Below are 23,521 nucleotides of genomic sequence, written 5' to 3'. Positions count from 1 at the left end.
TAAAAAAAGAAATTGTTTAATATGAAAAAAGTTTACCTGATTATATCTGCCTACAACGAAGAAGAGAATCTTGCGGTGCTTCATGCTGGCCTTCAGGAAGAATTAAATGAAATTTCTTTTGGAGATTACGAACTGGTTTTTGTAAATGACGGCTCCCGGGATCAGACGCTTCAGATTTTGAAAGATCTCCAGAAAAATGATTCTCATATTACCATTATCAATCAGTCGAAAAATTTTGGTCACGAAATGGCAATGACTGCTGGGTTGAATTATGTAGCTCAACACAATCAGGAGAAAGAATTCGCCATTCTCTTCATGGATGCCGATCTGCAGCATCCGCCGGCAATGGCCGCAGAAATGATTCAGAAGTGGCTTCAAGGGTATAAACTCGTTCTGACGCAACGTACTGATAATGAAGATAAAGGTCTTAAGTATCGTATACTTGGAAACATTTACTACAAAATACTCAATTTTCTTTCTGATGTGAAAATTCCGAGAAACATGCCCGATTTCAGGCTGTTAGATAAAAAATATGTAGTCTGGATCAACCAACTAAATGAAACCGACAGAATGTTCCGTGGAATGCTTTCGCTGGTGGGGCTTCAGGATGCTTTAATCTTAGAGTTTACAGCTCCCAAAAGATTTGCAGGAACTTCAAAATATAATTTTCTGAAACTGTATAAATTGGCGATTGACAGTGTAATTCAGTTTTCTGTAAAACCACTGAGACTGGCAACATTACTTGGTTTTTTCGGTATTTTTGGTTCTGTTTTATTTTTGGCATTTTCTATTTATCAAAGTCATATCAATCATGAACCGAAGACAGGATTTCTTACCCTTTTATCGGTGATGATTTTTTTCTGCTCTCTGATCATGCTTTTCTTAGGAATTTTAGGAGAATATATCGGCAGAATTCACATCGAAGTAAAAAACAGACCTCTGTATTTTAACGAAATTATTAAGAATGAAGACTAAGTTTTTACCTTCATTTTTACTTGTTTTTATTAATATCGGATTTCTCTTGAGTCTGTATTGGTTTCCCGTAACCCGTGATGAATTTTATTATCTCGATAGATCACAATTGCCGCACTTTCTTTCTGAGTACTGGACCAGCTATAATTATGTAAACCCCAGAAGTGGACAGTTTTTTCTGAATATTGTAGCACGCAGTAAATTTTTAAAACTCGTTTTAGGTTTTCTGGTTTTCAATGGTTTCCTTTGGGCTTTATTCGCCAATATTTTCCGGAGATTTCCAAAAATTACCCAGAAAGAAGATGTCTGGAAGCTCTTGATTTTGGCAGCAGCATTCATTTTTCTGATCAACTATTTTGGTGAACTGTTTTACTACAGCCCTTTTGCAACCAACTATACCTTTACCCATGTTCTGTATCTCCTGTATCTGTATGTAATGACAGAATACTTTATTTTTAAGAAGAATGTGCTTGCAAGGTCTCCTCTGAAAATTATCCTTCTGTGTGTCGGAGCTTTTATCATGGGAATGGGCAATGAGCATGTACCACCGGTTTTACTTTTGTTTTCCGGAATTTGTGGTTTAAGATATTTAATTAAAAACAAAAAGCTACCTGATTTCAATATTATAGCCGTTAATCTTTCTGTCGCAGCTGGCTATCTGGCACTATTTTTTGCTCCTGCCAATGCCGTAAAATACAAAACGGTTGGGAAGACGCAGTATGGATTTAATTTTGGGGATTATATAGGAACGTTTACGAAAATATTAAAGTTTTACTACTACTATAACCTAGAACTGATTTTATTTCTAATAGTAGCAGGGCTGGCTTGTTTTTATTTACTGAAAACTAAAAAAATTAACAGAAAGGAAGTAACTCTTTTGGGATGCTATCTGCTCATGGGAATTTTAGCGGTGTGTATTATTTCTTACTCTCCTCTTACGGGCACAAGACTGATGTTTTTTTCGACGCTTACCGTTTTTATTTTCTCATTATTCGTTGCCCGAAAGATATATATACCGTTTCAGTATAAAACTGAAATTTTTAAAATTATTTCTTCTTTATGGCTGGTTGTTTTCTTTGTTTTCAGTACTGTTATCTGCCAAAAGTCAGACCTTATTTTTAAACATCTTTGTGCTGAAATTCAGGAGAAAAAGAAAATCAGTAAAGATGTTATTTTAGATGAGAGACTTGATTATTCTAAAGATAATTATCCAGGATTCAGCCGGAGAATACTTTTCGAATATGGCACTGAATATATAGACAGAAATCCCGATGAAAATCTTTCAGAAGAGAAAAATCTGATAAAATTTTTTAAACTGAAAACAATCTCACACCACTAGAATGAAGAACAGACTGATTACCAATGCCGACGATTTGGGTTTGTCTAAAGGCATAAATCTTGCCATACTAAGAGCGGGCAATGAAGGATTCCTGTCTCATGCGAGTCTGATGGCGAACACCGATTTTTTTATTCACGCTATACAGGATGTTATTCCTCATGCACCCAAACTTAAAATAGGTCTGCACATCAATCTTACCTGTTGTAAAGCAATATCAGGAAAAAGCAGCATTACCGATGCTGAGGGTTTTTTATCCAATAACTTTGTAAAACTTCTCTTTATGAGAAAATCTGACAATGTATTGAATGATCTTGAAAAAGAAATAGAACTTCAGTTGCAGAAGCTTTTGAAAAATAATATAGAAATTACGCATATCGACGGCCACGAGCATGTACATGTTATTCCGTCAATCAACAGGATTGTAAGAAAACTTGCAAAGAAATATAATATAGACCGCATAAGAGAAATTAATGAAAATTTTGTGACAACTTTCAGGTATAATTTCAGAACAGCAAGTGTTGCAAACTTAATTAAACTCTTTCTGCTGAAGTTTCTTTCATCCTTCAATCATAATAAAAAAGAGATTGAGTTTTACACCATTTTAAATACCTGTGAAATTAACGCTCAAAACTTATTCAGTTATCTGGAATCTGAAAAGGGTAAAACGGTTGAGGTGATGCTACATCCTTCTGTCAGAGAAATGGACGGAGATAATTCAAATCTTGATATGCGTTTCAGAGAATTCCTGCAATCCGACTTCAGGAAGCAGGAATATGAACTTTGTTTTAATGGAAAATTTAAAGAATATGAATTTTTGGACTAACTTTTCTGAATCTAATGAATGGAAAAGTATTGTTCTCAATACATATCCGTTAAAAGAAAAAACTGTAGATTTTCAAAATAAAAAGCTAAACCTTTTCGGAAATGGAAGTTATTTTTCAAATGCACCGTACCTGTCGTATGGCGGACATTTTTCTGAAAATGAGAGGCTTAATGCTGATTTTCTTAAAATTACAGATCAGCCGGTTCTTATAAAATCTAAGGAATTGCTGAGCTTTGAAGATTCAGTCCGGCCAATAATGGTTACTGATTACAAAACTTTTTTACTTGATTTATCAGGTGGAATAGATGTAGTCTGGAATCAACGCATCAAATCCAAAACCAGAAATCAGGTTCGGAAGGCAGAGAAAAATAAATTTCAGATAAAAACCGGTGGAGAGGAACTGTTAAATGATTTTTACCAAGTAATAGCTGAGGCATGGCGTGATCTGGGAACACCTACTCATTCAAAGGAGTTTTACAGAAATATTGTTAATTATTTTGATGACCCATCAAAATTTCATGGTCAGTTTATGATTATATATATTGAAGATAAACCTGTCTCTGCGGCATGTATTATATTTAGTGACGATTATATTTGCCATCCGTACGCTGCAACTTTAAAAGAATTTAATAAATATTCTGTAAATAATATTCTGTATTGGAACATTATTAAATTTGCAGTAGAAAAGAAGATTGCGGTTTTTGATATGGGGAGAAGCAGAAACGGACAGAGTACAGTGAAATATAAGCTTTCTTGGGGTGCAGAGCCTGTGCAGCTTTATTATTACTATTTCAATAAAAAATCTCATACGAACGATGAAGATGGAAAACTAGTCAGGTTTCTTATCAATATGTGGAAAAAATTACCATTATCTATAGCTAATTTTCTGGGACCAAAACTGATTTATAAAGTATTAAAATGATTGTTAATTTAGTAAAAGAAGATCTGACTGATGTTGTAAGAGTTCATAGAAACAATCTGCCAAGTCTTATAAATTTTTATAGCGGTGATTTTATACGGAAATTTTATTTACATCATTTGAACAAAGGCGGTGATACTGTTCTAGTTGGATATAAGCAAGCTGGAGAATTGTGTGGTTTTGTATTTGGAACATCAGACATTGAAGATATGTTTGGAAGTTTTACAGCTCAGAATAAACTTTATTTTATTAAAAACACAGTTCTGGCTTTGCTGAAACATCCTAAATATCTGCTTTATATATTTCAGAGTTTCGTGTCAAAAGGATTTCAAAAAGGCGACTCAAAAAACCAACTTGTTTATATTGCAGTAGACGAAAAGCATAAAGGGTCTGGGATCGGAAAAAAACTTCTGGAAGGTTTTGAAAATGAGATGGGCAAATCACAGGACTATTATGAACTTGAAGTTGAGCAGAATAATCCTGCACTTGCCTTTTATAAAAGCAAAAACTTCAAAATTATCAGGGAGATTAATAATATTCTCGAAAAAAAATATCTGATGGGTAAATCCCTAAAATAGTTCATTCCTGAAGTTAATATTATACAGTCCCGACTTCACACTCTGAAAATCTGTAACAGCATATTTTGCAATCATTCCCCATTTTTTAAAAAATGGAGCCTGTGCAATTTCCCAGCTTCTGTGGGTTCTTTTAATGTGAAGTTTGATGTTGGCTGGCATTGTCCTTTCACTTTGAGCCCATTCATTTACCGCACGCCACAAAAGCACTCTTGTGTTGGATGGTTTTAATTTTTTTGAATCTACCTGCGTAATCCTGTTGCTCTCATGAACGCCTCTCATTGCCACAGCCTTGTCCAGAATTCCCGGATAAAACTTGAGGTAATATGAACTTCTGAACAGTAATTCTGTATCCTGATGCAGTCTTAAATGAGTTTTAAATAAAGGCTTTACCTTTTCAGTCAACGGTTTTTTTCTGACGGTTAAAGCATCAATGCTGAAAAGCCCAAAACTACCAAGCATATTGAGTTGTCCCGGGAAAACATCTTCGGGTGCGTGCTTCTTATACACAGTCGTGAGCCTGTCACCAAACAGAGAATAGTACTGCTCCTTAGCTTTTTCAGAGTAGTAATGCACACCCAAAGCACCGTAAACAGCATCAACTTGTGGGTTTTTAAACAGTTCTCTTTCGGCATCAAAACGGTTCGGAAGATAGTAGTCATCCGCATCCAAAAAGGCGATGAAATCTCCGGCAGCTTTTTCTATTCCTAAATTGCGGCTGGCTCCGGCACCGTGGTTTTTTCTGTCCGGATGTTGATACAGTTTTACCCTGGCATGCTGTTCAGCCAGTTTTTTACAGACTTCCAGTGCATTGTCGGGAGACTGATCTTCTACCAGAATAATTTCGTAAACTTCCTCAAACTGAAGAGCGGATTCTACAGCCTGTGTGATATAATTTTCGGCGTTGTAAACGGGTGTGATGACGGAGATTTTCATTAGCTTAATTGTTAAATTTCACACTTCTGTGTTCGGCCTGCAGATATATTTTTTTTCCACGAGCTATGCTTTGGTTTAGATTGTTGATCATTCCTTTCGGACTTAGAAATTCCTGATAATAGTCTAAAACATTTTTTCTTATTGCTTCTATGTCCTGTTTCGGGATAGTGAACAGTTTTTCATTTAAAAGCAATTCCAAATCTTCTAAATCATGAAAGATAATTGCATTTTTTTGATGTTCCAAATGAGGATACATTACCTCAGCGTATTCTTTTTCAATAACTGGAATAGTTCCTACAGACATCGCTTCTACCACATTATGACAGAGCGGCATCACAACGCCCGGACAGCAGAGAAAGAAATTAAAAAGAGATAGATGCGATCTGATATCATCCATATCAATTTGATAGTTTTCTTTAATAGCAAAAACAAATTTTTCACTAAAATAGTTGGTATCAGCTGAAATCAGTTCCTTTTTACTGCGTACAGGAAGAAAATTGCTTTTATCACTGAAAAAACTTAGTAGCTTTGTTCGTGGAATTACGTTAAAGCCTGTGTGTTCGATATCTAAATAGGCTTTAGCATCAAAATTTCCATAACAGAAAATAGAATTAAATCTTTCTTTGGCACAGTGTATATTTTGGTTCCATAGGTTTTGATGATACATATAAGGATGAAAACTCATCGGAATATGAAAACTTTGATCTGTATCATTATTATTTTCAAAATAATCTTTAAAATAATCGGCACTGAATATCGAATCGGTCAACGTTATAATTTCTTCAGGCTTATTTTGAGAGTTGATGCTCAGAAGATTTTTTTCCTGCAACAGCAAGGCCATATAACGATCTTTGTTTCTCAGGTTTCTGTACAAAGAAAAGCTCATCGGAAAATAAACAGTATAACCTGCAAGATGGTAAAATTTTAAAAGCAGATAAAAAAAGCGATGGTACAACTGAGGATTTTGAAACTGTACCAGCACTGCTTTTTCCGGATTGTCTGGTAATAATTTCTTATGATTTCTATATGCTGTGAGATCTGAAAATAAAGTTTTCAGTTGTTCTATCTTTTTAAAAATCATTGTTTTTGCGGATTTAAAGCGTGAAACCGATATCTTGTTTTGAGCAATTCAGGATTTTGAAGTGCAGAAATTACATAAAATAAATACTTTCCCGCGCCTCTTTTGTTGGCTATTTTAAAACTGATAAAATCCAGTTTTATTTTTTGCAAATATTTTTTATCGAGATTATTCGCATTTGCCCATAGGTATAATGAGTTATAGAACTGAAACTGATTGGCATAAAACTTCGGCGAATATTGTTTGATTTTCGTAATTCTGTTGTCGTCATGTACACCCCGAATGGCGACCGGCTTATCGATGATTCCCGTTTTCAGATAACAGTGATAGGCAAGTTTGATAATAAAGTCCGAATCCTGATGCACCCTGAGATCTTTATTAAAAAGCAGATTTTTTTTAAGTAAAGAATCTCTTCTTACCGTCAGAGTATTCAGATGAAAAAACGAACCGAAAGTTTTCGTTGAAAGTCCCAAAAGACCTTCGAAAATATCAATTCCTTCTGCCTGATACTGTACAGTAGTGAGTCTGTTATTCTTAAATTTTTCCTGAAATTCAATTTTCCCTTTATCAGTGATAAATTCTGTACCCAAAGCACCGAATACACCCTCAATCTTTTCATCATCCAGTAAAATTTTTTCTACATCAAAACGGTTGGGAAGATAATAGTCGTCAGCATCCAGAAAAGCAATAAACTCCGAACCAGATTTTCTGATTCCCAGATTTCTTGTTTCTGCAGCACCATGATTTCTTCTGTCTTCATGCTGAAATAACATAACACGCTCATATTCATGCTCCAGTTTTCTGCAAAGTATCAGCGAACTGTCGCTGGAAGCATCTTCCGCCAGAATCACCTCAGTTACTTCGTCAAATTGCAGAGCAGATTCAACCGCCTTTTTTAGAAAGGTCTCAGCGTTGTAGACGGGAATTATGACAGAAATTTTCATTAATTATTTATTTCTAAAACAATGCTGTTCAAATACTTTTCTCTGAACTCTGTAGGGATTTCGAGCGATTCCTGTTCGTGGGCTTCGTTTACATGACGTCCTTTTACAGGCATTTTGTCTTGAGCTTTCATTAAAAACCACATGTATTCTATATCGATGTGACCTACGTCCAAAGCCCAATAGCCATTTTTTGCAAGATCATAAGACAGGATGGTGGCTGTGGGGCCAAGGGCCAAAAGAATTAATTTGTCTTTGCCATATTTATTCGCTGCTGCAAAAATTTCATCATATCTTTCAAAAGCATTTTTGGGCGGACAAACGATTCGTTGCAGTGATTTTGCGTTGTCAAAAAGATTGTTCCCAACACCCAAACGTGAAAACTGACCCTCAATGATGAGAATATCCTGTTGCTCCCAGATTTTTTTAAGATGAGAAACAACTTTTGTTATTCTTTTTTCTGATTTATCTGAAAAACCGATGTAATATCTGCTGATAAAAGTTGTTCCGTAATTCTTGTCTGCCGGAATAAAATTCTGAATTCTACTTCCATATATATTTAAAAATTTATACCACCAATATTTCGTCGGCAGATCAAAATCTCTGAAATGTCCAAAAGGAAGACAAACGATATGGTTCTTTATATCAGATTGCAGAACGTTCTGTAGTTTTTTGCGGATTTTCTCTCCTCCGTCCTGGAATACCAAAGCATACTCAGGCAGAGTCAATCTGAATTCGCCGTCACCGAAGCGACTGATTGAAGTTCTTTCGCTGATGATTTTTTCAGTAGTAGATTCAATATTAAGCACATTATATTCGGGGAAACCTTTTCTCAGATTTCGGGTCTTCCAAAGCCATTGAAGGAAGTAGAATTTAGATGATAGTTTTTTCTTAATATTCATTACTTTATTTTTTCAGTCCACAAAGCCAGTTGCAGGAGATTCCAGTGTTTTTGTCCTTTGTCTAAAAATTTTTGGGTAGCGTTGAAATCAATATGATTAAAAACCTGATGGTTTTTGTTTTTCAGCATGTCATCAGAAAATTTCATCAGACTTTCTTCCTCAAACCAGTTTTCTATATTTGAACCAAAACCTTGCTTATTACGGTTTCGGATGGTTTCTGTCCAATACGAATTCATTGATTCTCTTAAAATAATTTTATCCCGCTCAGAATTGATTTTCAGTTGACCAGGAAGTTGAATACAAAATTCCGCAAAATCTACATCTAAAAACGGTGTTCGAACCTCTAAAGAATTGGCCATCGCCATACGGTCGGATTTTAACATCATGTTCCCTGGAACAAATTTCTCCAAATCAGTTCTCATAATGTCATTCAGTGAGTTTTTATCAGCCTTGAAACTGTAGGGTTGAGAATAATTTTCTGTAATGCCAAGTTGCTTTCTCTGATCTTCATCAAAGAAATTTCTTACTTCATTCTGATGGAAATCATATATCGATGCGTACTGCACATTTTTCTGAGAAATAAATGAAGTCTGTCTTACACTTTGATATAATTTTAAACCAAACTGTGCAATAATATTCTGATAGCTGAAATGTTTTTTAAGATCATTTTCGACCTTGTAAAAGCTGTAGCCACCAAATAATTCATCGCCGACATCGCCTGAAAGCACTACGGTAAGATTTTTTCTTGCCGCCTGGCAGATTTCAAATTGAGGAAAAGTAGATGAGTCGGCGAAAGGTTCATCCAGATAAGGACTGATTTTCAGTATTCCTGATACAAGATCTTCCTTTTTTTCATGGATTTCTATATGCCTGGTATTGTATTTCTCTGCAATTTCTCTGGCATACTTCAGTTCGCTGTCTTCATGGTCATAACCGAAACTTATCGTGGTTTGGTAAGGTAAAAACTCATTCACAATGGCGACAATCGATGACGAATCCAGTCCGCCACTCAGGAAACTTCCGACTTCCACATCAGCAATCAGTTGTTTTTCCACTGCATTTTTCAGAAGGAAGGTGAATTCTTCTTTGGCATCAGAGAGGCTGATTTTTCTGTCTTTTTCAGGAAGACTGTAATATCTTGAAACTTTCACATCTCCGTTTTTCCAAATCAGCTGATGAGCCGGAGGCAGCGAATGAATATGCTTATAAATACTCTGATAGGTACTCACATAACCGTACTGCAGATAATGCGAAAGCGCATCATAATTGATTTCTGTGTTAGCAAGACCGCTTGCCAGAATGGCTTTGATTTCGCTGGCGAAAATAAATTCACCGTTTTTTCCCGTGGTATAATAAAATGGTTTCTCGCCAAACCGGTCGCGTGCGCAGAAAAGCTGCTGCTGTTCTTCATCCCAGATGGCAAAAGCAAACATGCCCGGAAGATCATGGATAAGCTTTTCCTTTTTACGCTGATACATGGCAAGTATCACTTCCGTATCGGAACCTCCACGGTAAGGATATTCTGAAAGCTGTTTTTTGATGGTTTGGTAACCGTAAATTTCGCCATTCAGAACAATGCACTCATTTTTGGTATTCGAAAACATAGGCTGTTTTCCGTTTTCCGACAGATCGATTATGGACAGGCGGCGGTGACCCAGTGCAGCATTTCCGTAAAACTCATGATGGGCAGAATCGGGACCGCGGTGCGCAATGGCATCGGTCATATTCTGCAGTTCGTGACTGTAGTTTCTGGCGTTTTTAGTGATGATTCCGGCAATTCCGCACATAGTTGTTACAGTAGTTTAATGATTTGAATTTAAAACCTGGTATATATAAATTTTTGACCAATGTTTTGACTCTATTGATTTTATTTCTTTCAGATAAAAATTGTTTAGAGGAATTGAGGAGAGCACATAATTCACATGCAAAGCTCTCAACCCATTTTCATCTACAGGTAAGCTTCTTCTTTCTTTTGAATATTTTTGTAATACCTGTTCTCCAACCGTGAAATTGTCTGTAAACACAAAATTCTGATGCATCCAGCTGTTATGTTTTTCTTTAAGTACTTTATTGTCTTCCAGAAGTGGAACTATAAGTTTACCAAATTTTTTCTTTTGGTTGCCTTCATAAAAGTTGAGATAGCCGTCAGCTGTGAAATAACCGTTGTATTGCGACGCCGCAGGATCAAAGCCATAACTTATTACCCTGTAATCCGATTTATTTTCAGGCAGAATTTTATCAATTTCCTTAAACTCAGAAATCATATAATAGTCTTTAAAGGAGTAATAATATTCTCTGAAAGAATGCCGGATATTCTGGTAGGGAGTATTAATTCTTAAAACAGTGTAAAAGTTGACCGTTAACCCTAAAATCAAGAGAGGGATGACCGTTTTTCTGTAAGCAGTATTCCCAAAATCTTCAGTTATAAAAATTAAAATGATGTACCAGAGAACTCCGTTGTAGAAAAAGAAGCGGTATAAAGTAAGCCCATAGATAAAGTCAAGATGCAGAGCTTTAATTACTCCCGGGAGCAAATTAAAATTAATGTAGGAGAACAGTACAAAGAAGACTATAAGCCCAAAAATCAGTAAAACTTTTTTGAGATGTTTAAATTTGATAAAGAATGCAGACAGACAATATATTATAAATATAATTAAAATGCCATGCTGCCTGGAGACAGCGTGAGAGCCATGCCCATCCACAAATCTCTCTAATAATATCTTCCAGTCTCTCATCAGGGCAATTTCAGCAGGCAAACCCGAAGGGCGGTTAGATACAAAAGACGGACTCAATGTTTCTGTTATAAATCTGTAGTTGATCAGCAGATAACCAACAGTTATGATGGCGATGTAGATGATCAGATTAAAATTAATCTTCCGTGTTTTAATAAACAGATATGCAGCACAAACCAAAATCAGAAAAATCAGAAACATTCCGTAAATGATAAAACTGGAGTACAGCAAGAAAAAGAGACTGAATATATAGAATGATAAAGGAACTTTTTGTTTTTGAACAAGGAGAATGCAGACTAAAATAATTATTGGAGATCCTGCAATGCTGATTCCTCCAAACTGCCAGTGATTGAGCAGTGCGAATGTAAGAGAGATTATCAGCAGTAAAATCTTATTAATCTGGGGCGTTATATTTTTTGCCAGTACAGAAAGTGAAATGAATGCCGTTAACGAAATAATCAGACTGTTGATTACAAGAGCGTAATAGGGAGTGAAAATTTTAAAAAGTAAATAAATAAAATCGAGCTCATTCCCATAGCTTACGCGGAACTGATTTTCTATATTGGGTAGAGGAGTGTTATTTGGCGCAAAAGATAATCCGCTTTCAGAGAGTATTTTCAGCCAGACTGCATTCGAATCCAGATAATCAGCAGGAGATCCCAGATAAGAATTCTCCCCAAAAATAAAAAAGGGTAGATATAAAGAAATTATTATGATGAAGCCGATAAGAAAATATAAATTTTTCTTGATCCAGGTGCTGTCTGTTTTCATTATTTAAGTGGAATCTTTACAGTGTATTATAATTTCCAACAGTCTTCTCGACGATGCTGTGCGGTCTGTTTCTCACTTCATTATAAATTCGGTAAATATATTCACCGATAATTCCCAAACTGATTAAAAGTATAGAATTGAAGAAAAGCATCAGAATAATGATTGTGGTATATCCTGCCACCTCAATCTGATTATTGAAGTACCTGAAGAAAGTTACAATAGTAAAACCAATCGAGATCAATAATCCAATATTACCGAGAAGACTGATAATCTGTAAAGGAAGTGACGAGAAAGAAAAGATTCCGTCTTTAGCAATTTTAATCAGCTTTTTCAGAGAATAACCAGATTCACCCTCAATTCTTCCGTCTCTTTCGTATTCCAACCCGATCTGTTTATATCCAACCCAGGCACGTATGCCTCTGAGATATGGATTCTGCTCATCTAAAGTGAGCATCTTGTCCTTCACTGTTTTAGTCATTACACAGAAATCTCCAGAATCCAGGGGGATTTTTGTATCGCTGATTGAGCTCAATATTCTGTAAAAACTGCTGTAGGCAAACTTTTTTGCTCGATCTTCCTTTCTTTTTTTACGGACTCCATATGCCACCTCATATCCAAGATCGAGCTGCTCGAAAAATCTTGGAAGTAATGATGGTGGGTCTTGCAAATCATCATCAATAATTGCGATGTAGTCGCCCGTAGCGTATCCCAAACCTGTTTTTACAGCGATCTGGTGACCAAAATTTCTGGAAAGCTTTATACCTTTGATGTAGGAGTATATTTTGCTGAGTTCTTCAACAGCCAAAAAACTGTTATCGGGGCTGCCGTCTTCCACGAGAATAAGTTCTAGATTCCAGCAAGATTTTAATCTCTCATTGTCGACAGCTTCTACAGTTTTATGTAAAAACTTTGATGAATTATAGACAGGTATTATAATACTAATTTTATTTGCCATTACAGTATATTCTTTTTGAATACGAAATTCATTTTATGGAATAGTTTCAGAATTTTAGTGATTCAAATTTTATTTGTCAATCGGTGAAATGTATATTTTAAAATTTTAAATAATTGAAAGGAAAATGTTTTTATATTACCGGAGATCATAAAACGCTCAAATATAGAAGAGTATAGATTTAAATTGAATAAGGGAATTGTAAATTCTTTTTTGTAATAGTACTTAGATATCAGTAAATCTAAATCTTTTAATATTTGTGTATTTGCTCGCTTGTCATCATTTATATTTCGTATGCTTTTAAAAATCTCGATAGATGTCCGCATTTTTTTTTCTGTTTCTAATGAACTGTACACACCGCCATCATGTAATCTGTAAACGCCCACAACCTTATTATAAGCTCTTCCTTTTCCAAAGGACAGCAGATGATAAAAATAGTATAAATCCCGATAATTGGGATAGATATCAATCCACTTCAAATCCAAATATATTTTCCTAATGAGATAAGTGAAGGTCTGTGTAGGTCTTTCCGAAAAGAAACTGGTTTGATTGTAGTCAATATATTCTTGATTTTTAAACATTTCTTCTTTACCATCATCAGACAGCGCATTTTCATTTTGATTCAAAAGAAGATTTCTGGCGGTCACCATAACATAATCTTTGTTAGATTCTAAAAAATCAAACTGAAACTGAAGTTTGTGATCATCAGTCCAATAGTCATCACCCTCGCAGTAAGCAAGATACTCACCTTTAGCTGAACTGAATGCAAATCTTTGGTTTTCTATAAAACCTATATTTTTTTCATGTCTGTAATATCTGATGATTTTAGGATATTTCTCTGTGAATTGAGCCATCATCTCATCAGTATGATCAGGCGAATTATCATTACACACAATTAGCTCAAAGGGGAAATTGGTTTTTTGAGATAAAACCCCTTCAATGGCCTGATGGAGGTATGGACCATGATTATAGGTCAACATGATGACAGATATTTTAGGACTCATGATGGATGCAGGTTCTTTTTAGTGGTTTAAATTTATTTATTTGATATTTAAAAAAGAAGCACCCTTATTTTTAAGAATTTCTTTAGAGCTGACAATTTCGTCATATTTTGAACTTTGATATTGATATTCTTTCCATGTTTTGTAAGCAGATGAAAACTTTAATGTAAGAAGTTGCTTTATGATATCTGGAAGAAACTCTTGTTTTAAGATGCTTTTGCTGAAACTGATGGCAGGGTTTAGGAAGCGTTGTTCACGCTGAACCCGTTTTGCATTGATTTGAGCAGTTTTATTAAAGTCCTGTTTACCATCATGTACTACCAGGCTTCCAGGGCAAATAATAATTTTTTTTCTGAAAAATGTAATCCGCTGTACATATTCATAATCTTCTGAATAATGGAAAAAATAAGGATTAAATCCACCAATTTCATTAATGGTGTTCTTTGGTAAAAGCCAGTGTGCAGCGTTTACAAAGTCTGCTTCATAAAAATCTTTTACACTGCTGTTAAAAATATCAGATAAAAATCTGTTGTTAGAGGTGTTTCTCGCCAAATATCGTTCAAAGAAGATATCCAGATATTTTTCCGAACCATCCAGATGCATCGGGCTGAGAATGCCGATCTCTTCCTGTTTCGGATGATTTTCAAAAACATCCAGAAGTTTTTGCATGCTGTCTTCAAAAAGCCAGGCATCCTGATTCATCAGATAGAAAAAGTCCGCTCCGTTTTTATAGGCTTTCTCAATGCCGATATTGTTGGCTTTTCCGAAGCCCAGGTTTTCCGGGGACTGGATAAAGCTGACTTCAGGATAATTTTCTGTAATGAAATCCTGACTGCCGTCTGTAGAACCGTTGTCTACTACAATGCAGTCCAGAGGCACCGAAGAATGCCTCAGGCTACTGAAACATCTTTCAGCCCATTTCATGGCATTGTAAGTGACGATTATTACGGCTGTTTTCGGCATTTTATTTCTGATAGTATTTTGATATTAAGTTTCTGAGGTACTGCTCTTTATCAGTCAGATTGTTTTGTTTAAAATAATGTTCAATTTTAGAAACTTCAATTTGGTAACCTGAACCTTCATTCTGCAGCTGTAAAAGCGGTTCCGTTTTTAATACATCAGAAATAGTCTCTGTAATTTCGATAATAGAGAAGTTCTGAAGATAGGCCAGATTGATGATTTGATTGGCATTAAAACTTTCAATAATTTCTTTTGTAATGCGGCTTATATCCTGCACGTCGATGAGGTTTCTTGTTGCTTTGGTGTGAACCGTAATTTTTGTTTCGCTTTCAATTGCTCTTACAAGATAGTTGACCAGCAGATTGGGATTTCCCCCTTTTCCCACGGCATTGCTTACTCTCAAAATAAAATACCGCTCAGATAAATCGGCGATCACCTGTTCCATCTTAAGCTTGTGCAGAACGTATTGGCTGTTATTTTTGGAAGAATCGTAGATGCTGCAGGTCGAGTAGTAGACAAAGGTTTTCCCGGGATGATTTTCAAGGGTGTTTTTTAAAAGAGCGTGTTCTCTTTCAAATTCCAAATCTCTCGTTTCAAGAGAATTGGAAACACCCGATGCGAAAAACAGTACATTTTCCGAATCTATTGAGTGAAGGGATTTTGCGATAAGTCCGTTGCCTGTGATCATTTGCTGTTATATAAAACTGTTGTTTCCTTTTTTGATCTCATACTTCTGCATCACGGTGTGACGCGTCCATTTTACGATATTGTAGAGTCTGAAAGGACGGAGTGTAAATTTAGAGAAAATATTATAAAAAGCATACCCTGCAGCAGCACGGTAAAAGTTGGTTTTACTCACTTTTTTCGGATAGGTCATCAGCGTATAGTAAAAATAAGCCATCAGTTTAGATCTGCGGTAGCCTGAGCCCTGCTTTAAAATAAAAGGGACAATTGCAAAATCTTTTTTCATAACCTCATAGGGAACATTCTTGGATATGCTGCCCTGAAACTGCCTGTAAATCGCAGTCTCTTCCGATAAAAACTTCACATCACCATGGCATCCTGCAAGCAGATAAAGACCGCGGTCAGCAGAAATAATGTCTGTAGGAAAATCAGGTTGTAAGATTTCTTTTCTGAAAAAGAATGTTGAGGTCTGAAAGATTGATAAATCGGTAAGGTCATCTTTTTTCAGAATTCTTTCAGTGCGGTCACTGTAGCTGTGGCTCTCAATATCTACATCTTCGTAAACTACTTTTGAATTAGTACCTGCAGCCGAGAGGTCAGGATTGTTTTCAAGAAGATCAAACTGTTTCTGAAGTTTAAAACGGTCTATCCAGTAATCATCTCCGTCGAGCACAGCGATATATTTTCCCTGAGCCTGCGAAAAAGTAAAAAGGGTATTTTTTACATATCCCAGATTTGGATTGTTTTTGAAGTAGCGGATTGTTCCGCCTTTAGGATGAGTTTCCATGATTTGACGGATGATATCTTCGGTATCGTCCGATGAGTTATCATTCCCGATGATAATTTCACAGATACCCGAAAAATCCTGAGCAAAGATGCTCATCAAACACTCTTCAATATATTTCCCGTGGTTGTAGGTGGTGATGCAGATGCTGACGTCCATTGTTTCGATAGTATATTTAATGTTTGAACAGATCCGTCAGTTGTAAATCTAAATACCGGTGACGGACACACTGCAGGATGTATTTTTTTCTTTGGAAAAAGGAGAGTTCAGACAGGTATGTGTTTCTGTTTTCAATAAAAAAGCTGTATACAGGTGTTTTCTTTACATCCTCATCGGGATATAACTGCTGATATTTTTTAACTGCTAACAGTGACGGACCAACGATCTGATGAAAAGCGGATGCCACGCTCTTCTGTGAATCCTTCTCTTCAGGATTTCTGAATGCTTCGCGCAGGCCGCACACCTGTTCGTCATGCTGCCGGTAAGAGGAGAGCGTTGCCGGGATGAAACCAAGTTTCCCTTTTGAAGCCAGCTTCTGGGCTATAAAATAATCGTGGGCGATTTCAAAATTACTGAGCCCGTACTGCTTCAGGGCAGAGCGTTTAACAGCCAGTGCACAACCCAACACAAAACTTCCCAGCATTTGCTGATGTAAAAACAGTGTGTTGTTTTTGATATTTTCTTCTATAAATGAATAGGAAATATGTTTCCAGTTGAGATAAGAAGGTTCGAGTATTTTTTTACCGTTATTAATAATTTCCAGATCATTAAAAACACCTTCAAATTCGGGGTTTTCAAGAAAAAAACTTTGGGTGGCTTCAATCTTATTCAGTTTCCAGATATCATCCTGATCACTGGTGATAATAGTATCTCCCGTACAGGAATAGATGGCTTTCTCAAAATTTTTAAAATATCCCAGATTCGTTTCGTTGATCATAATTTTAAATAATGCGGGATGTTGCCTCTGATACTGCTGCAGCATTTCCACAGTGCCGTCCTTTGATCCATCGTCGCAGATTACGATTTCGTCTGCTTTCACAGTCTGGCTGAGAATACTGTCCAGCTGTTCAGCAAGATATTTTTCTCCGTTGTAGGTGCAGATGGCTACAGATATTTTCATATTTTCAGGAGATTAAAAATTTTATCGACAAACTGGTGTCTTTTGCTGGTGAGGATCTTTTTCAATTGCTGATTTTGCTTATCTAATTTTCTTTTCTCAAAAAAAATATCTGCAAATGATTTTATATTGTCAAGATAGAGTTCAGGGTATTTTTTACAAAGATATTTTCTGATGTTGAGGTCTTCTTCCTGCATAGCCACAGTATTTCTTGAAGTACTTTTTATTCTGTACTTAAAACCTGAGTAGTTGATTTTTTTTACTTTAAGACCTGCGTGTTTCAGGTTGAGTATTCCTAACCAAAAATCCCAGTCTTCATAGCCTTTTTGCATGGATTCATCGAAACCTTCGGTGTTTTTCCAGTCCTGTTTTTTAAAGAAGGCGGTACAGAAAATCTGGTTTTCTAAAAGGATTTCGACAGCGTTGAAATGATCAACTATAATCTCACCCTGTTTTTCTCCAAAGTATTCTCCTTTACAGTAAACAATGTCGTTGTCTGAAAATTCTTTTGATGCCAAATCTAAATATTGGTTGGAGATACTGTCGTCCCCATCCAATGGTAAAATCCATTCTCCCTCAGCCTTTTCAATCCCAAAATTTCTTGCTGCAGAGACACCGCCGTTTTCTTTTCTGAAATATTTGAAGCGGGAATTCCGTTCAGCCCAGCTTTTTGCGATTTCTCCTGTGTGATCAGGCGAACCGTCATCAATAATAATGCACTCCCAGTTTTGATAGGTCTGGTCAATGACAGACTGCAGACATTCGTCAAGATACTGTGCCTGATTGTAGCAGGGAACGATGATAGAAATAAGTGGTTGGGACATACCGTGTTTTTCAACCGCAAAGATATTAAAATTAGGGTATTAACGTGACTTATTAAGGGGTTTTAATCTGATTTGGCATGGTTTCATCGGATTTGTTCTGCTTAATTTAGCTCAGTCAGTAAATTGTTACGTGCCATAAAGAGATATTTTGATTGTTAGTTTACCGAAACTAATAAAAAAAATACGATGTACATCATGTTTTAGGGAATATTATTTTATGTTAAGTTGAAGTCTTAGTGACGTTTCGCTAGTGTAAAACATTAGTACTGATCTGTAATGAAGCATATAAAATTATGATTTAACAGATGAAAAAAATATTCAGATTATTTTGAATAATCTGCATACAAAATTTTTTTAGTTTGGTATTTTGATGAGCCTCAAACTGTGTAGAAGTTTTACCAGTCTGTACTTTAAGATGATTGATTTTTATGAATTTTTTTTATATAGAAAATTTTACGAAGGGTTTTCAGAAATGCAATAATCCCGTTTCTTTTTAAGACCTGGAAAGCAATCAGATATTTTACAGGAAAGTTCTCGACGTGTGCTTTGTATAGGTATTGATCTATGATCTCGTTGATAAAAATTGGTGGAAATATTGAAGTGTTTTCTAAAATAATTTTTTCACGAAAAATCTGGATGGCAAATTCTTTGTCTCGATCGAATTTTGACGAACCTGATATGCTGGATGTAGAAATACGAACCAACACCTTTGTATTCATATTGTAAAAGATTCTTTTGTATCCGGAAAACTGAAGCAGTGCCAGATCGTCACTTCCCCATGCTAGAGGCAATTGCTGAAATCTAAATTTTCTCCACATCTTTGTTGCAAAAATGTTTTCTGAAAGGCTGCTTTTTACTTCACCAGAATATTTTTTCATGATGAAATGTACAGATTCTAAAAAATCTTCTTTATAATTAAAAGATTCCAACAGATTATTATTTTTATCAATCCAATTATGTGTAGTTTTAAATGCAGTAATATTCTCTTTTTCTAAAACTGGTAAACTTTTGTAAAATTCACCAACAAAATTATTTGCAATCATATCATCATCGCCCAAAATCTGAAACCATTCTTCCTGTACATTGTCGAGAATACGTTCCCATTGAAGAGCAAGATTTTTATTTCCTAAATTATCATTATACTCAAAATAGATAAACTGATCTGAATTGAAGTATTTTGTGATCAGAGGAAGAGGATTATGCGGGCTTGCATCGTTCCCGATATATAAGACAAAATTTTTATTACTCTGTCGAGCGACAGACTTCAGTGTTTCTTCAAAGAAATCAATCTTGTAGTAAGGTATTACGATGGCGAGTTTCCGTTTCATGGAAAAATTTTATAACGAAGTAAAATCAGTTTTCTTAGCAGTGGATATTTTTTTACAAGATAATATTTTGCTTTTTTTCTGTCAATGTAGAGGATATGTTTAGTGTACAAAAGATTCAAAATAATGTCTCCTTCGTATAATTTTGATTGTGTATTTACATTAGATGCCTGCTCGTCATGATGCCTGAATTTCATTAATTTTTCTGGTATAATTCCAATATCATAGAAAGCGAGTACCCGAAGCCAGTATTCATAATCTAAAATCTGTTTAGACTTGATATTAAAGGGGCCTACACGGCTGTAAAGTTTTCTTGTAAATAGACTTACGCACGGCTCGCCAATAATATTGTCAATGGAGTATCTTTCAAAATTCAGAGTTCTTAAATTCTTTCTTTTTAATATGACAAATTTATTAATCTCCATACCTGCGGGTTTCTGCAGATCGTTAAAGTTTTCATACCAACTCCCTTCAGTAATTTCATTTGAATTCTGATCTATGATTTTCCTTTTAGAAACAACAATTTCGAGCTTATGATTTATTAGATGTTGCACCATTGATTCTAAACATTCAGGTACCATCACATCGTCTTGAAAGAGTATTTTGACATAAAAACCATTAGATTTTTCAATAGAATTATTCCAATTCGCACCAATACCAGATGGAATATGAGAATGTATATGAACTGGAAAATTTACTTCGCGTTTAAATTGCTCACAGATTTCGAGGGTGCGGTCTTTTGATTGGTCATCGGAAATGATAACTTCAATGTTTTTATAGGTCTGTTGTTTGATGGAATCTAAACTTTCTTGAAGGTACTTTTCGCCGTTATACGTTGGAATGCATATGGATATTAATTTGTCTTCCATATTTTACTAAGAATTTTTATTTTTAAAAGTTGAAGGATGTTTCCTATATACATTTTTTTAGAAATAAGATACAAATCTTTATAATCGGCATCAAGAATAATTTTTTTAGTTACTGTCGCTTCTTCTAAAAGTAATCTTACTTGATTTTCAAGATTTTGTTTTACAACTGCATTGTTTTTGAAATACATTATCAAATAAGTAATTGTGTACACAGTTTTCAATATCTGTGTTTTCACATCCTGTTTGCTCCAAATCCCGCTTCCAATTCTGTAGCAAGCCATTTTATCAGGGAAATATTTTATTTTTCCATACTGTGCATTGATTAGATGCAGAGGATAATCGCCAATCGGGCAGAACTCGAAAAATTCTGGAAGTTGAGAATAATTTTTTCTAAAAACCACAGAAGGGGTATGAATAAAATTTACTTTTGAAAGATCTTCTATTGTATATACTTTTTCTGAAAATTCCGACTTTAGAATTCTCTCACTTCTTATATTTCCTTCTATATCAATTTCTTCTACATTGTGAAAGCAGATGCTAAAGTCTTTATTATCCTCCAAAAAGTTTATTTGCTTTTGAAGTTTCAATGGATCAGTCCAATAATCATCACCTTCGCAGACTGCAATATATTCTCCACTACAGTTCTTAAAAGTTAATTCTTGGTTTTTATGCGCACCAATATTTTCATTGTGTAGTAACAAATTAAATTTCCCTGGAAACTTGTAATTATAGTCTTGTAAAATAATCCTAGAATTATCTGTCGAAAAATCTTCACCTATCACAATTTCATAAGTGAAATTACATTTTTGCATTAATATCCCATCCAAACTTTTCTTTAAATATTCCGCATGATTGTAGACCATCATAAAAACACTAACTTTCGCAGGTTTTAGATTTGACAAATTACAATACATCTTCAGCCAGCCATCTTTTTCCTGATGTGTAGTTGAAACAAAATTATTTTTTTTGTAGGATTTAATAGCCGATAGATTATCAGAATTAACTAATAAATAGATCTCTTCAAGCTTTAATGTATATTTTGCGTAATGCAATATTTTATAGGTAGCGAGCGAGGCAATTCCTTTATTCCAATAATTTTTATCTCCAATGAAAATATGAAATTGTGCATTTGTATCTGTGATGTCAGTCAATTGCACATTTCCAACATATTTATTATCACATAAAATTGCAAATCTTTTGCTTGACTTCTCACTCAAAATCTTTTTTATCCAATCTAACTCAATTTCCGGCGTGACTTTATGCATAGGTCTTTTGCCAGTATATTTCCATATTTCTGAATCATTTCTCCAGAGATAAGAGGTTTCTGCGTCCTCCTCAATTAATGGTCTTATTAAAATATTATACATATTGAAGAATTTTTTCCATGTCCTCAACTGAATATCTTTGATCTATAGGCAATGCTACAATCTCTTTTGCAAGAATATGGGAGTTTTGTTCTGCACTGCACCAATCTATAACATTCGGCCAGTAAGAAGCGCAATAAATTTTTTGATTGATCAGCTTTTCTTTCACAAGCGGATCTTTAGTCCGGAATGGATATACCATAGGAATGCTATCATGGTTATATGAAATGGATAAAAGATTCTTTTTTTTAAGTTTGTCATGAAGGAATTGGAAGTTTCTCTGTCTTTGTTCTTTTACAAAATGAAAGTCAATATTCATCAAAAGTAGTTTTGTAAGATCAGACATCAGTTTAATGGGTTGATTCTCTAGAGATTTATCATTTCTCTTAAAATCTCCATAGCCTGATTCAGCTGAAGTGTCTATTCTTTTTAAGAGATGTGACATCCTTTCATAACTTGAATCCTTACCGAATGTGATACTAGGATCTAAGTTACAAGTTACAAATCCTCCGTCAGGTACACCAACGAATTTTCGTGGAGAATAGAAAGTAGGAATATTTTTAACAGGTTCTGCAAATAGAGCTTGTGCATTGTCAATGATGATGTTACCTGGAATTTTAGCTGATAAGTTTTTTACAAAGGTATTTTTCAGACCAAAATAGTTTGTGTATAAAAAAGCATCTTCTTTTTTAAGAAGAGAAAAATCAAATATTGGTTCTAAATTGAAGTCAACATCATAGAATTCATATGTGATGTTTAATTTTTGTAGAGGTTCGAGCAAGACATCACATGTATAGTATGGAATGAATATATTATTATAGATTGATAATCTTAAAATGTACTCAAGACAGTTTCTTGCTGAATTAAGGGCTAAATAATCTGGGAATAAATTGCTTTTTTTTGAAAGTTCCAATTCAAAATAACCTCCTATAGCCATATCCATTACAATAATTCAAAATTATTTAACATATCATTTATTTCATCAGGGGAGTTGAACATCATTACGTCAATGATAGATAATCCGTTTTCAAAAGTGTTTCTTTTCTGATCATAATTTGATAGATTCATTTTTTGAAATGAAATATCTATATCCATTTCATGATATTTTTGTGTATCAAAGAAATCAAGCCCACCAATAGGATTAATGTAGTGAATTTCTCCGTCTAATTTTTTACAAATATTTAATGCCCATTCGTCCCCTGAATTTGGCTCATCTATTTTCAGGTTCATTTCTGAAAAAACATGAAGAGTCTTATAGATTCCTAAGTATGCACATATTTTTTCTAAAGAAACTTTGTTAAGTGCAACTATATCATTATACTCTTGTGAAAAAATATCATTTATAATACTGATTGTTTTATAATAGTAGGGTGCCTTTTTTTTGTAGATTTCTAATTGTGATAATATCTTAGTCTTCCAATTTTTTGAGTTATCAATAACACAATCCTTTATCAAAATATCTCTGCCATGTTTTTTTAACGGAACTTGTAAGTACAACCACCCATCATTCTGTTTAAGTACTCTATTTCGTTCAATCCAACCGTGTTTTATGAATTGCACGACGTCAAATAATATAAATTTGTCAGTATGTTTTATCAAACTGATATAACCGATGTACGGCATAAAATAGGGTTGCATTATAGCTACTTTCAT

23 protein-coding genes are annotated in these 23,521 nt (G+C 34.8%); 5 read left to right on the top strand and 18 right to left on the bottom strand.

Annotation, left to right across the window (positions count from 1 at the left end):
- Positions 1-21: 21 nt before the first annotated feature.
- Genes ASG21_RS00445 through ASG21_RS00425 form a run of 5 tightly spaced genes read left to right on the top strand, consistent with a single transcriptional unit; the run spans position 22 to position 4,631 of the window.
- Positions 22-975, top strand: coding sequence for a glycosyltransferase family 2 protein (locus tag ASG21_RS00445; protein ID WP_056074529.1), 954 nt, complete (start codon positions 22-24; stop codon positions 973-975).
- On the top strand, positions 965-2,311 hold the full coding sequence (locus tag ASG21_RS00440; RefSeq protein ID WP_056074527.1) for a DUF6056 family protein: 1,347 nt from the start codon (positions 965-967) through the stop codon (positions 2,309-2,311). The genes ASG21_RS00445 and ASG21_RS00440 overlap by 11 nt, the downstream gene beginning before the upstream one ends.
- Before the next feature lies 1 nt (position 2,312).
- A complete protein-coding gene (locus ASG21_RS00435; RefSeq protein ID WP_056074525.1) occupies positions 2,313-3,134 on the top strand; it encodes a ChbG/HpnK family deacetylase in 822 nt (273 codons plus the stop codon).
- Complete coding sequence (locus tag ASG21_RS00430) at positions 3,118-4,056, top strand: GNAT family N-acetyltransferase (RefSeq protein ID WP_157844495.1); 939 nt, start codon at positions 3,118-3,120, stop codon at positions 4,054-4,056. Before ASG21_RS00435 ends, ASG21_RS00430 begins: the two co-directional genes overlap by 17 nt.
- Entirely contained in the window at positions 4,053-4,631 is a 579-nt protein-coding gene (locus tag ASG21_RS00425; protein ID WP_056074521.1) for a GNAT family N-acetyltransferase, read from the top strand. Before ASG21_RS00430 ends, ASG21_RS00425 begins: the two co-directional genes overlap by 4 nt.
- On the opposite strand, the gene ASG21_RS00420 is transcribed toward ASG21_RS00425, so the two are convergent.
- The 18 genes from ASG21_RS00420 to ASG21_RS00335 form a co-directional block, all read right to left on the bottom strand.
- On the bottom strand, positions 4,623-5,564 hold the full coding sequence (locus ASG21_RS00420) for a glycosyltransferase family 2 protein (protein ID WP_056074519.1): 942 nt from the start codon (positions 5,562-5,564) through the stop codon (positions 4,623-4,625). The genes ASG21_RS00425 and ASG21_RS00420 overlap by 9 nt on opposite strands.
- A gap of 4 nt (positions 5,565-5,568) precedes the next feature.
- Positions 5,569-6,645, bottom strand: coding sequence for a hypothetical protein (locus tag ASG21_RS00415; protein WP_056074517.1), 1,077 nt, complete (start codon positions 6,643-6,645; stop codon positions 5,569-5,571).
- A complete protein-coding gene (locus ASG21_RS00410; RefSeq protein WP_056074515.1) occupies positions 6,642-7,586 on the bottom strand; it encodes a glycosyltransferase family 2 protein in 945 nt (314 codons plus the stop codon). Before ASG21_RS00410 ends, ASG21_RS00415 begins: the two co-directional genes overlap by 4 nt.
- Entirely contained in the window at positions 7,586-8,485 is a 900-nt protein-coding gene (locus ASG21_RS00405; protein WP_056074513.1) for a GT-D fold domain-containing glycosyltransferase, read from the bottom strand. Before ASG21_RS00405 ends, ASG21_RS00410 begins: the two co-directional genes overlap by 1 nt.
- Positions 8,485-10,272 (bottom strand): asparagine synthase (glutamine-hydrolyzing), encoded by a 1,788-nt coding sequence (asnB, locus tag ASG21_RS00400; RefSeq protein WP_056074511.1) that lies wholly within the window; start codon positions 10,270-10,272, stop codon positions 8,485-8,487. The genes ASG21_RS00405 and asnB overlap by 1 nt, the downstream gene beginning before the upstream one ends.
- Positions 10,273-10,287: 15 nt before the next feature.
- Positions 10,288-11,988, bottom strand: coding sequence for a DUF6044 family protein (locus ASG21_RS00395; protein WP_056074509.1), 1,701 nt, complete (start codon positions 11,986-11,988; stop codon positions 10,288-10,290).
- A gap of 16 nt (positions 11,989-12,004) precedes the next feature.
- Positions 12,005-12,943 (bottom strand): glycosyltransferase family 2 protein, encoded by a 939-nt coding sequence (locus ASG21_RS00390; protein WP_056074507.1) that lies wholly within the window; start codon positions 12,941-12,943, stop codon positions 12,005-12,007.
- 62 nt (positions 12,944-13,005) lie between these two features.
- Positions 13,006-13,944, bottom strand: coding sequence for a glycosyltransferase (locus tag ASG21_RS00385; RefSeq protein ID WP_082482309.1), 939 nt, complete (start codon positions 13,942-13,944; stop codon positions 13,006-13,008).
- Between the two features lie 36 nt (positions 13,945-13,980).
- The gene (locus ASG21_RS00380; RefSeq protein ID WP_056074504.1) at positions 13,981-14,904 is read right to left on the bottom strand and encodes a glycosyltransferase family 2 protein; all 924 of its coding nucleotides are present in this window, start codon (positions 14,902-14,904) and stop codon (positions 13,981-13,983) included.
- 1 nt (position 14,905) lies between these two features.
- Positions 14,906-15,589, bottom strand: a complete 684-nt coding sequence (locus ASG21_RS00375; RefSeq protein WP_056074502.1) for an NAD-dependent epimerase/dehydratase family protein — start codon at positions 15,587-15,589, stop codon at positions 14,906-14,908.
- 6 nt (positions 15,590-15,595) lie between these two features.
- Positions 15,596-16,528: a glycosyltransferase gene (locus ASG21_RS00370; RefSeq protein ID WP_056074500.1), complete on the bottom strand. Its 933-nt coding sequence runs from the start codon at positions 16,526-16,528 to the stop codon at positions 15,596-15,598.
- Between the two features lie 16 nt (positions 16,529-16,544).
- Positions 16,545-17,489, bottom strand: coding sequence for a glycosyltransferase (locus ASG21_RS00365; protein ID WP_056074498.1), 945 nt, complete (start codon positions 17,487-17,489; stop codon positions 16,545-16,547).
- Complete coding sequence (locus tag ASG21_RS00360) at positions 17,486-18,310, bottom strand: glycosyltransferase family A protein (protein WP_056074496.1); 825 nt, start codon at positions 18,308-18,310, stop codon at positions 17,486-17,488. The genes ASG21_RS00365 and ASG21_RS00360 overlap by 4 nt, the downstream gene beginning before the upstream one ends.
- A 410-nt stretch (positions 18,311-18,720) precedes the next feature.
- Positions 18,721-19,638, bottom strand: a complete 918-nt coding sequence (locus tag ASG21_RS00355; protein ID WP_056074494.1) for a glycosyltransferase family A protein — start codon at positions 19,636-19,638, stop codon at positions 18,721-18,723.
- Positions 19,635-20,504 carry a glycosyltransferase gene (locus tag ASG21_RS00350; protein ID WP_056074492.1) on the bottom strand — a complete coding sequence of 290 codons (870 nt, stop codon included), beginning with the start codon at positions 20,502-20,504 and terminating at the stop codon, positions 19,635-19,637. The genes ASG21_RS00355 and ASG21_RS00350 overlap by 4 nt, the downstream gene beginning before the upstream one ends.
- A complete protein-coding gene (locus ASG21_RS00345; protein ID WP_056074490.1) occupies positions 20,489-21,871 on the bottom strand; it encodes a GNAT family N-acetyltransferase in 1,383 nt (460 codons plus the stop codon). Before ASG21_RS00345 ends, ASG21_RS00350 begins: the two co-directional genes overlap by 16 nt.
- Positions 21,864-22,811 carry a hypothetical protein gene (locus ASG21_RS00340; RefSeq protein ID WP_056074488.1) on the bottom strand — a complete coding sequence of 316 codons (948 nt, stop codon included), beginning with the start codon at positions 22,809-22,811 and terminating at the stop codon, positions 21,864-21,866. The genes ASG21_RS00345 and ASG21_RS00340 overlap by 8 nt, the downstream gene beginning before the upstream one ends.
- Positions 22,811-23,521 (bottom strand): WbqC family protein, encoded by a 711-nt coding sequence (locus ASG21_RS00335; protein WP_056074486.1) that lies wholly within the window; start codon positions 23,519-23,521, stop codon positions 22,811-22,813. Before ASG21_RS00335 ends, ASG21_RS00340 begins: the two co-directional genes overlap by 1 nt.

Origin of the sequence: Chryseobacterium sp. Leaf394 (assembly GCF_001424105.1) — a bacterium.
In the GTDB taxonomy this organism is placed as follows: domain Bacteria; phylum Bacteroidota; class Bacteroidia; order Flavobacteriales; family Weeksellaceae; genus Chryseobacterium.
Note: the sequence above shows the minus strand (reverse complement) of the source record. Positions and strands in the feature narration are given on the sequence as shown.

Excerpts from the sequence above, each read along its gene's own strand:
- ASG21_RS00445 (WP_056074529.1), top strand. The coding sequence starts at position 22 with ATGAAAAAAGTTTACCTGATTATATCTGCCTACAACGAAGAAGAGAAT.
- ASG21_RS00440 (WP_056074527.1), top strand. The coding sequence starts at position 965 with ATGAAGACTAAGTTTTTACCTTCATTTTTACTTGTTTTTATTAATATC.
- ASG21_RS00435 (WP_056074525.1), top strand. The coding sequence starts at position 2,313 with ATGAAGAACAGACTGATTACCAATGCCGACGATTTGGGTTTGTCTAAA.
- ASG21_RS00430 (WP_157844495.1), top strand. The coding sequence starts at position 3,118 with ATGAATTTTTGGACTAACTTTTCTGAATCTAATGAATGGAAAAGTATT.
- ASG21_RS00425 (WP_056074521.1), top strand. The coding sequence starts at position 4,053 with ATGATTGTTAATTTAGTAAAAGAAGATCTGACTGATGTTGTAAGAGTT.
- ASG21_RS00420 (WP_056074519.1), bottom strand. The coding sequence starts at position 5,564 with ATGAAAATCTCCGTCATCACACCCGTTTACAACGCCGAAAATTATATC.
- ASG21_RS00415 (WP_056074517.1), bottom strand. The coding sequence starts at position 6,645 with ATGATTTTTAAAAAGATAGAACAACTGAAAACTTTATTTTCAGATCTC.
- ASG21_RS00410 (WP_056074515.1), bottom strand. The coding sequence starts at position 7,586 with ATGAAAATTTCTGTCATAATTCCCGTCTACAACGCTGAGACCTTTCTA.
- ASG21_RS00405 (WP_056074513.1), bottom strand. The coding sequence starts at position 8,485 with ATGAATATTAAGAAAAAACTATCATCTAAATTCTACTTCCTTCAATGG.
- asnB (WP_056074511.1), bottom strand. The coding sequence starts at position 10,272 with ATGTGCGGAATTGCCGGAATCATCACTAAAAACGCCAGAAACTACAGT.
- ASG21_RS00395 (WP_056074509.1), bottom strand. The coding sequence starts at position 11,988 with ATGAAAACAGACAGCACCTGGATCAAGAAAAATTTATATTTTCTTATC.
- ASG21_RS00390 (WP_056074507.1), bottom strand. The coding sequence starts at position 12,943 with ATGGCAAATAAAATTAGTATTATAATACCTGTCTATAATTCATCAAAG.
- ASG21_RS00385 (WP_082482309.1), bottom strand. The coding sequence starts at position 13,944 with ATGAGTCCTAAAATATCTGTCATCATGTTGACCTATAATCATGGTCCA.
- ASG21_RS00380 (WP_056074504.1), bottom strand. The coding sequence starts at position 14,904 with ATGCCGAAAACAGCCGTAATAATCGTCACTTACAATGCCATGAAATGG.
- ASG21_RS00375 (WP_056074502.1), bottom strand. The coding sequence starts at position 15,589 with ATGATCACAGGCAACGGACTTATCGCAAAATCCCTTCACTCAATAGAT.
- ASG21_RS00370 (WP_056074500.1), bottom strand. The coding sequence starts at position 16,528 with ATGGACGTCAGCATCTGCATCACCACCTACAACCACGGGAAATATATT.
- ASG21_RS00365 (WP_056074498.1), bottom strand. The coding sequence starts at position 17,489 with ATGAAAATATCTGTAGCCATCTGCACCTACAACGGAGAAAAATATCTT.
- ASG21_RS00360 (WP_056074496.1), bottom strand. The coding sequence starts at position 18,310 with ATGTCCCAACCACTTATTTCTATCATCGTTCCCTGCTACAATCAGGCA.
- ASG21_RS00355 (WP_056074494.1), bottom strand. The coding sequence starts at position 19,638 with ATGAAACGGAAACTCGCCATCGTAATACCTTACTACAAGATTGATTTC.
- ASG21_RS00350 (WP_056074492.1), bottom strand. The coding sequence starts at position 20,504 with ATGGAAGACAAATTAATATCCATATGCATTCCAACGTATAACGGCGAA.
- ASG21_RS00345 (WP_056074490.1), bottom strand. The coding sequence starts at position 21,871 with ATGTATAATATTTTAATAAGACCATTAATTGAGGAGGACGCAGAAACC.
- ASG21_RS00340 (WP_056074488.1), bottom strand. The coding sequence starts at position 22,811 with ATGGATATGGCTATAGGAGGTTATTTTGAATTGGAACTTTCAAAAAAA.
- ASG21_RS00335 (WP_056074486.1), bottom strand. The coding sequence starts at position 23,521 with ATGAAAGTAGCTATAATGCAACCCTATTTTATGCCGTACATCGGTTAT.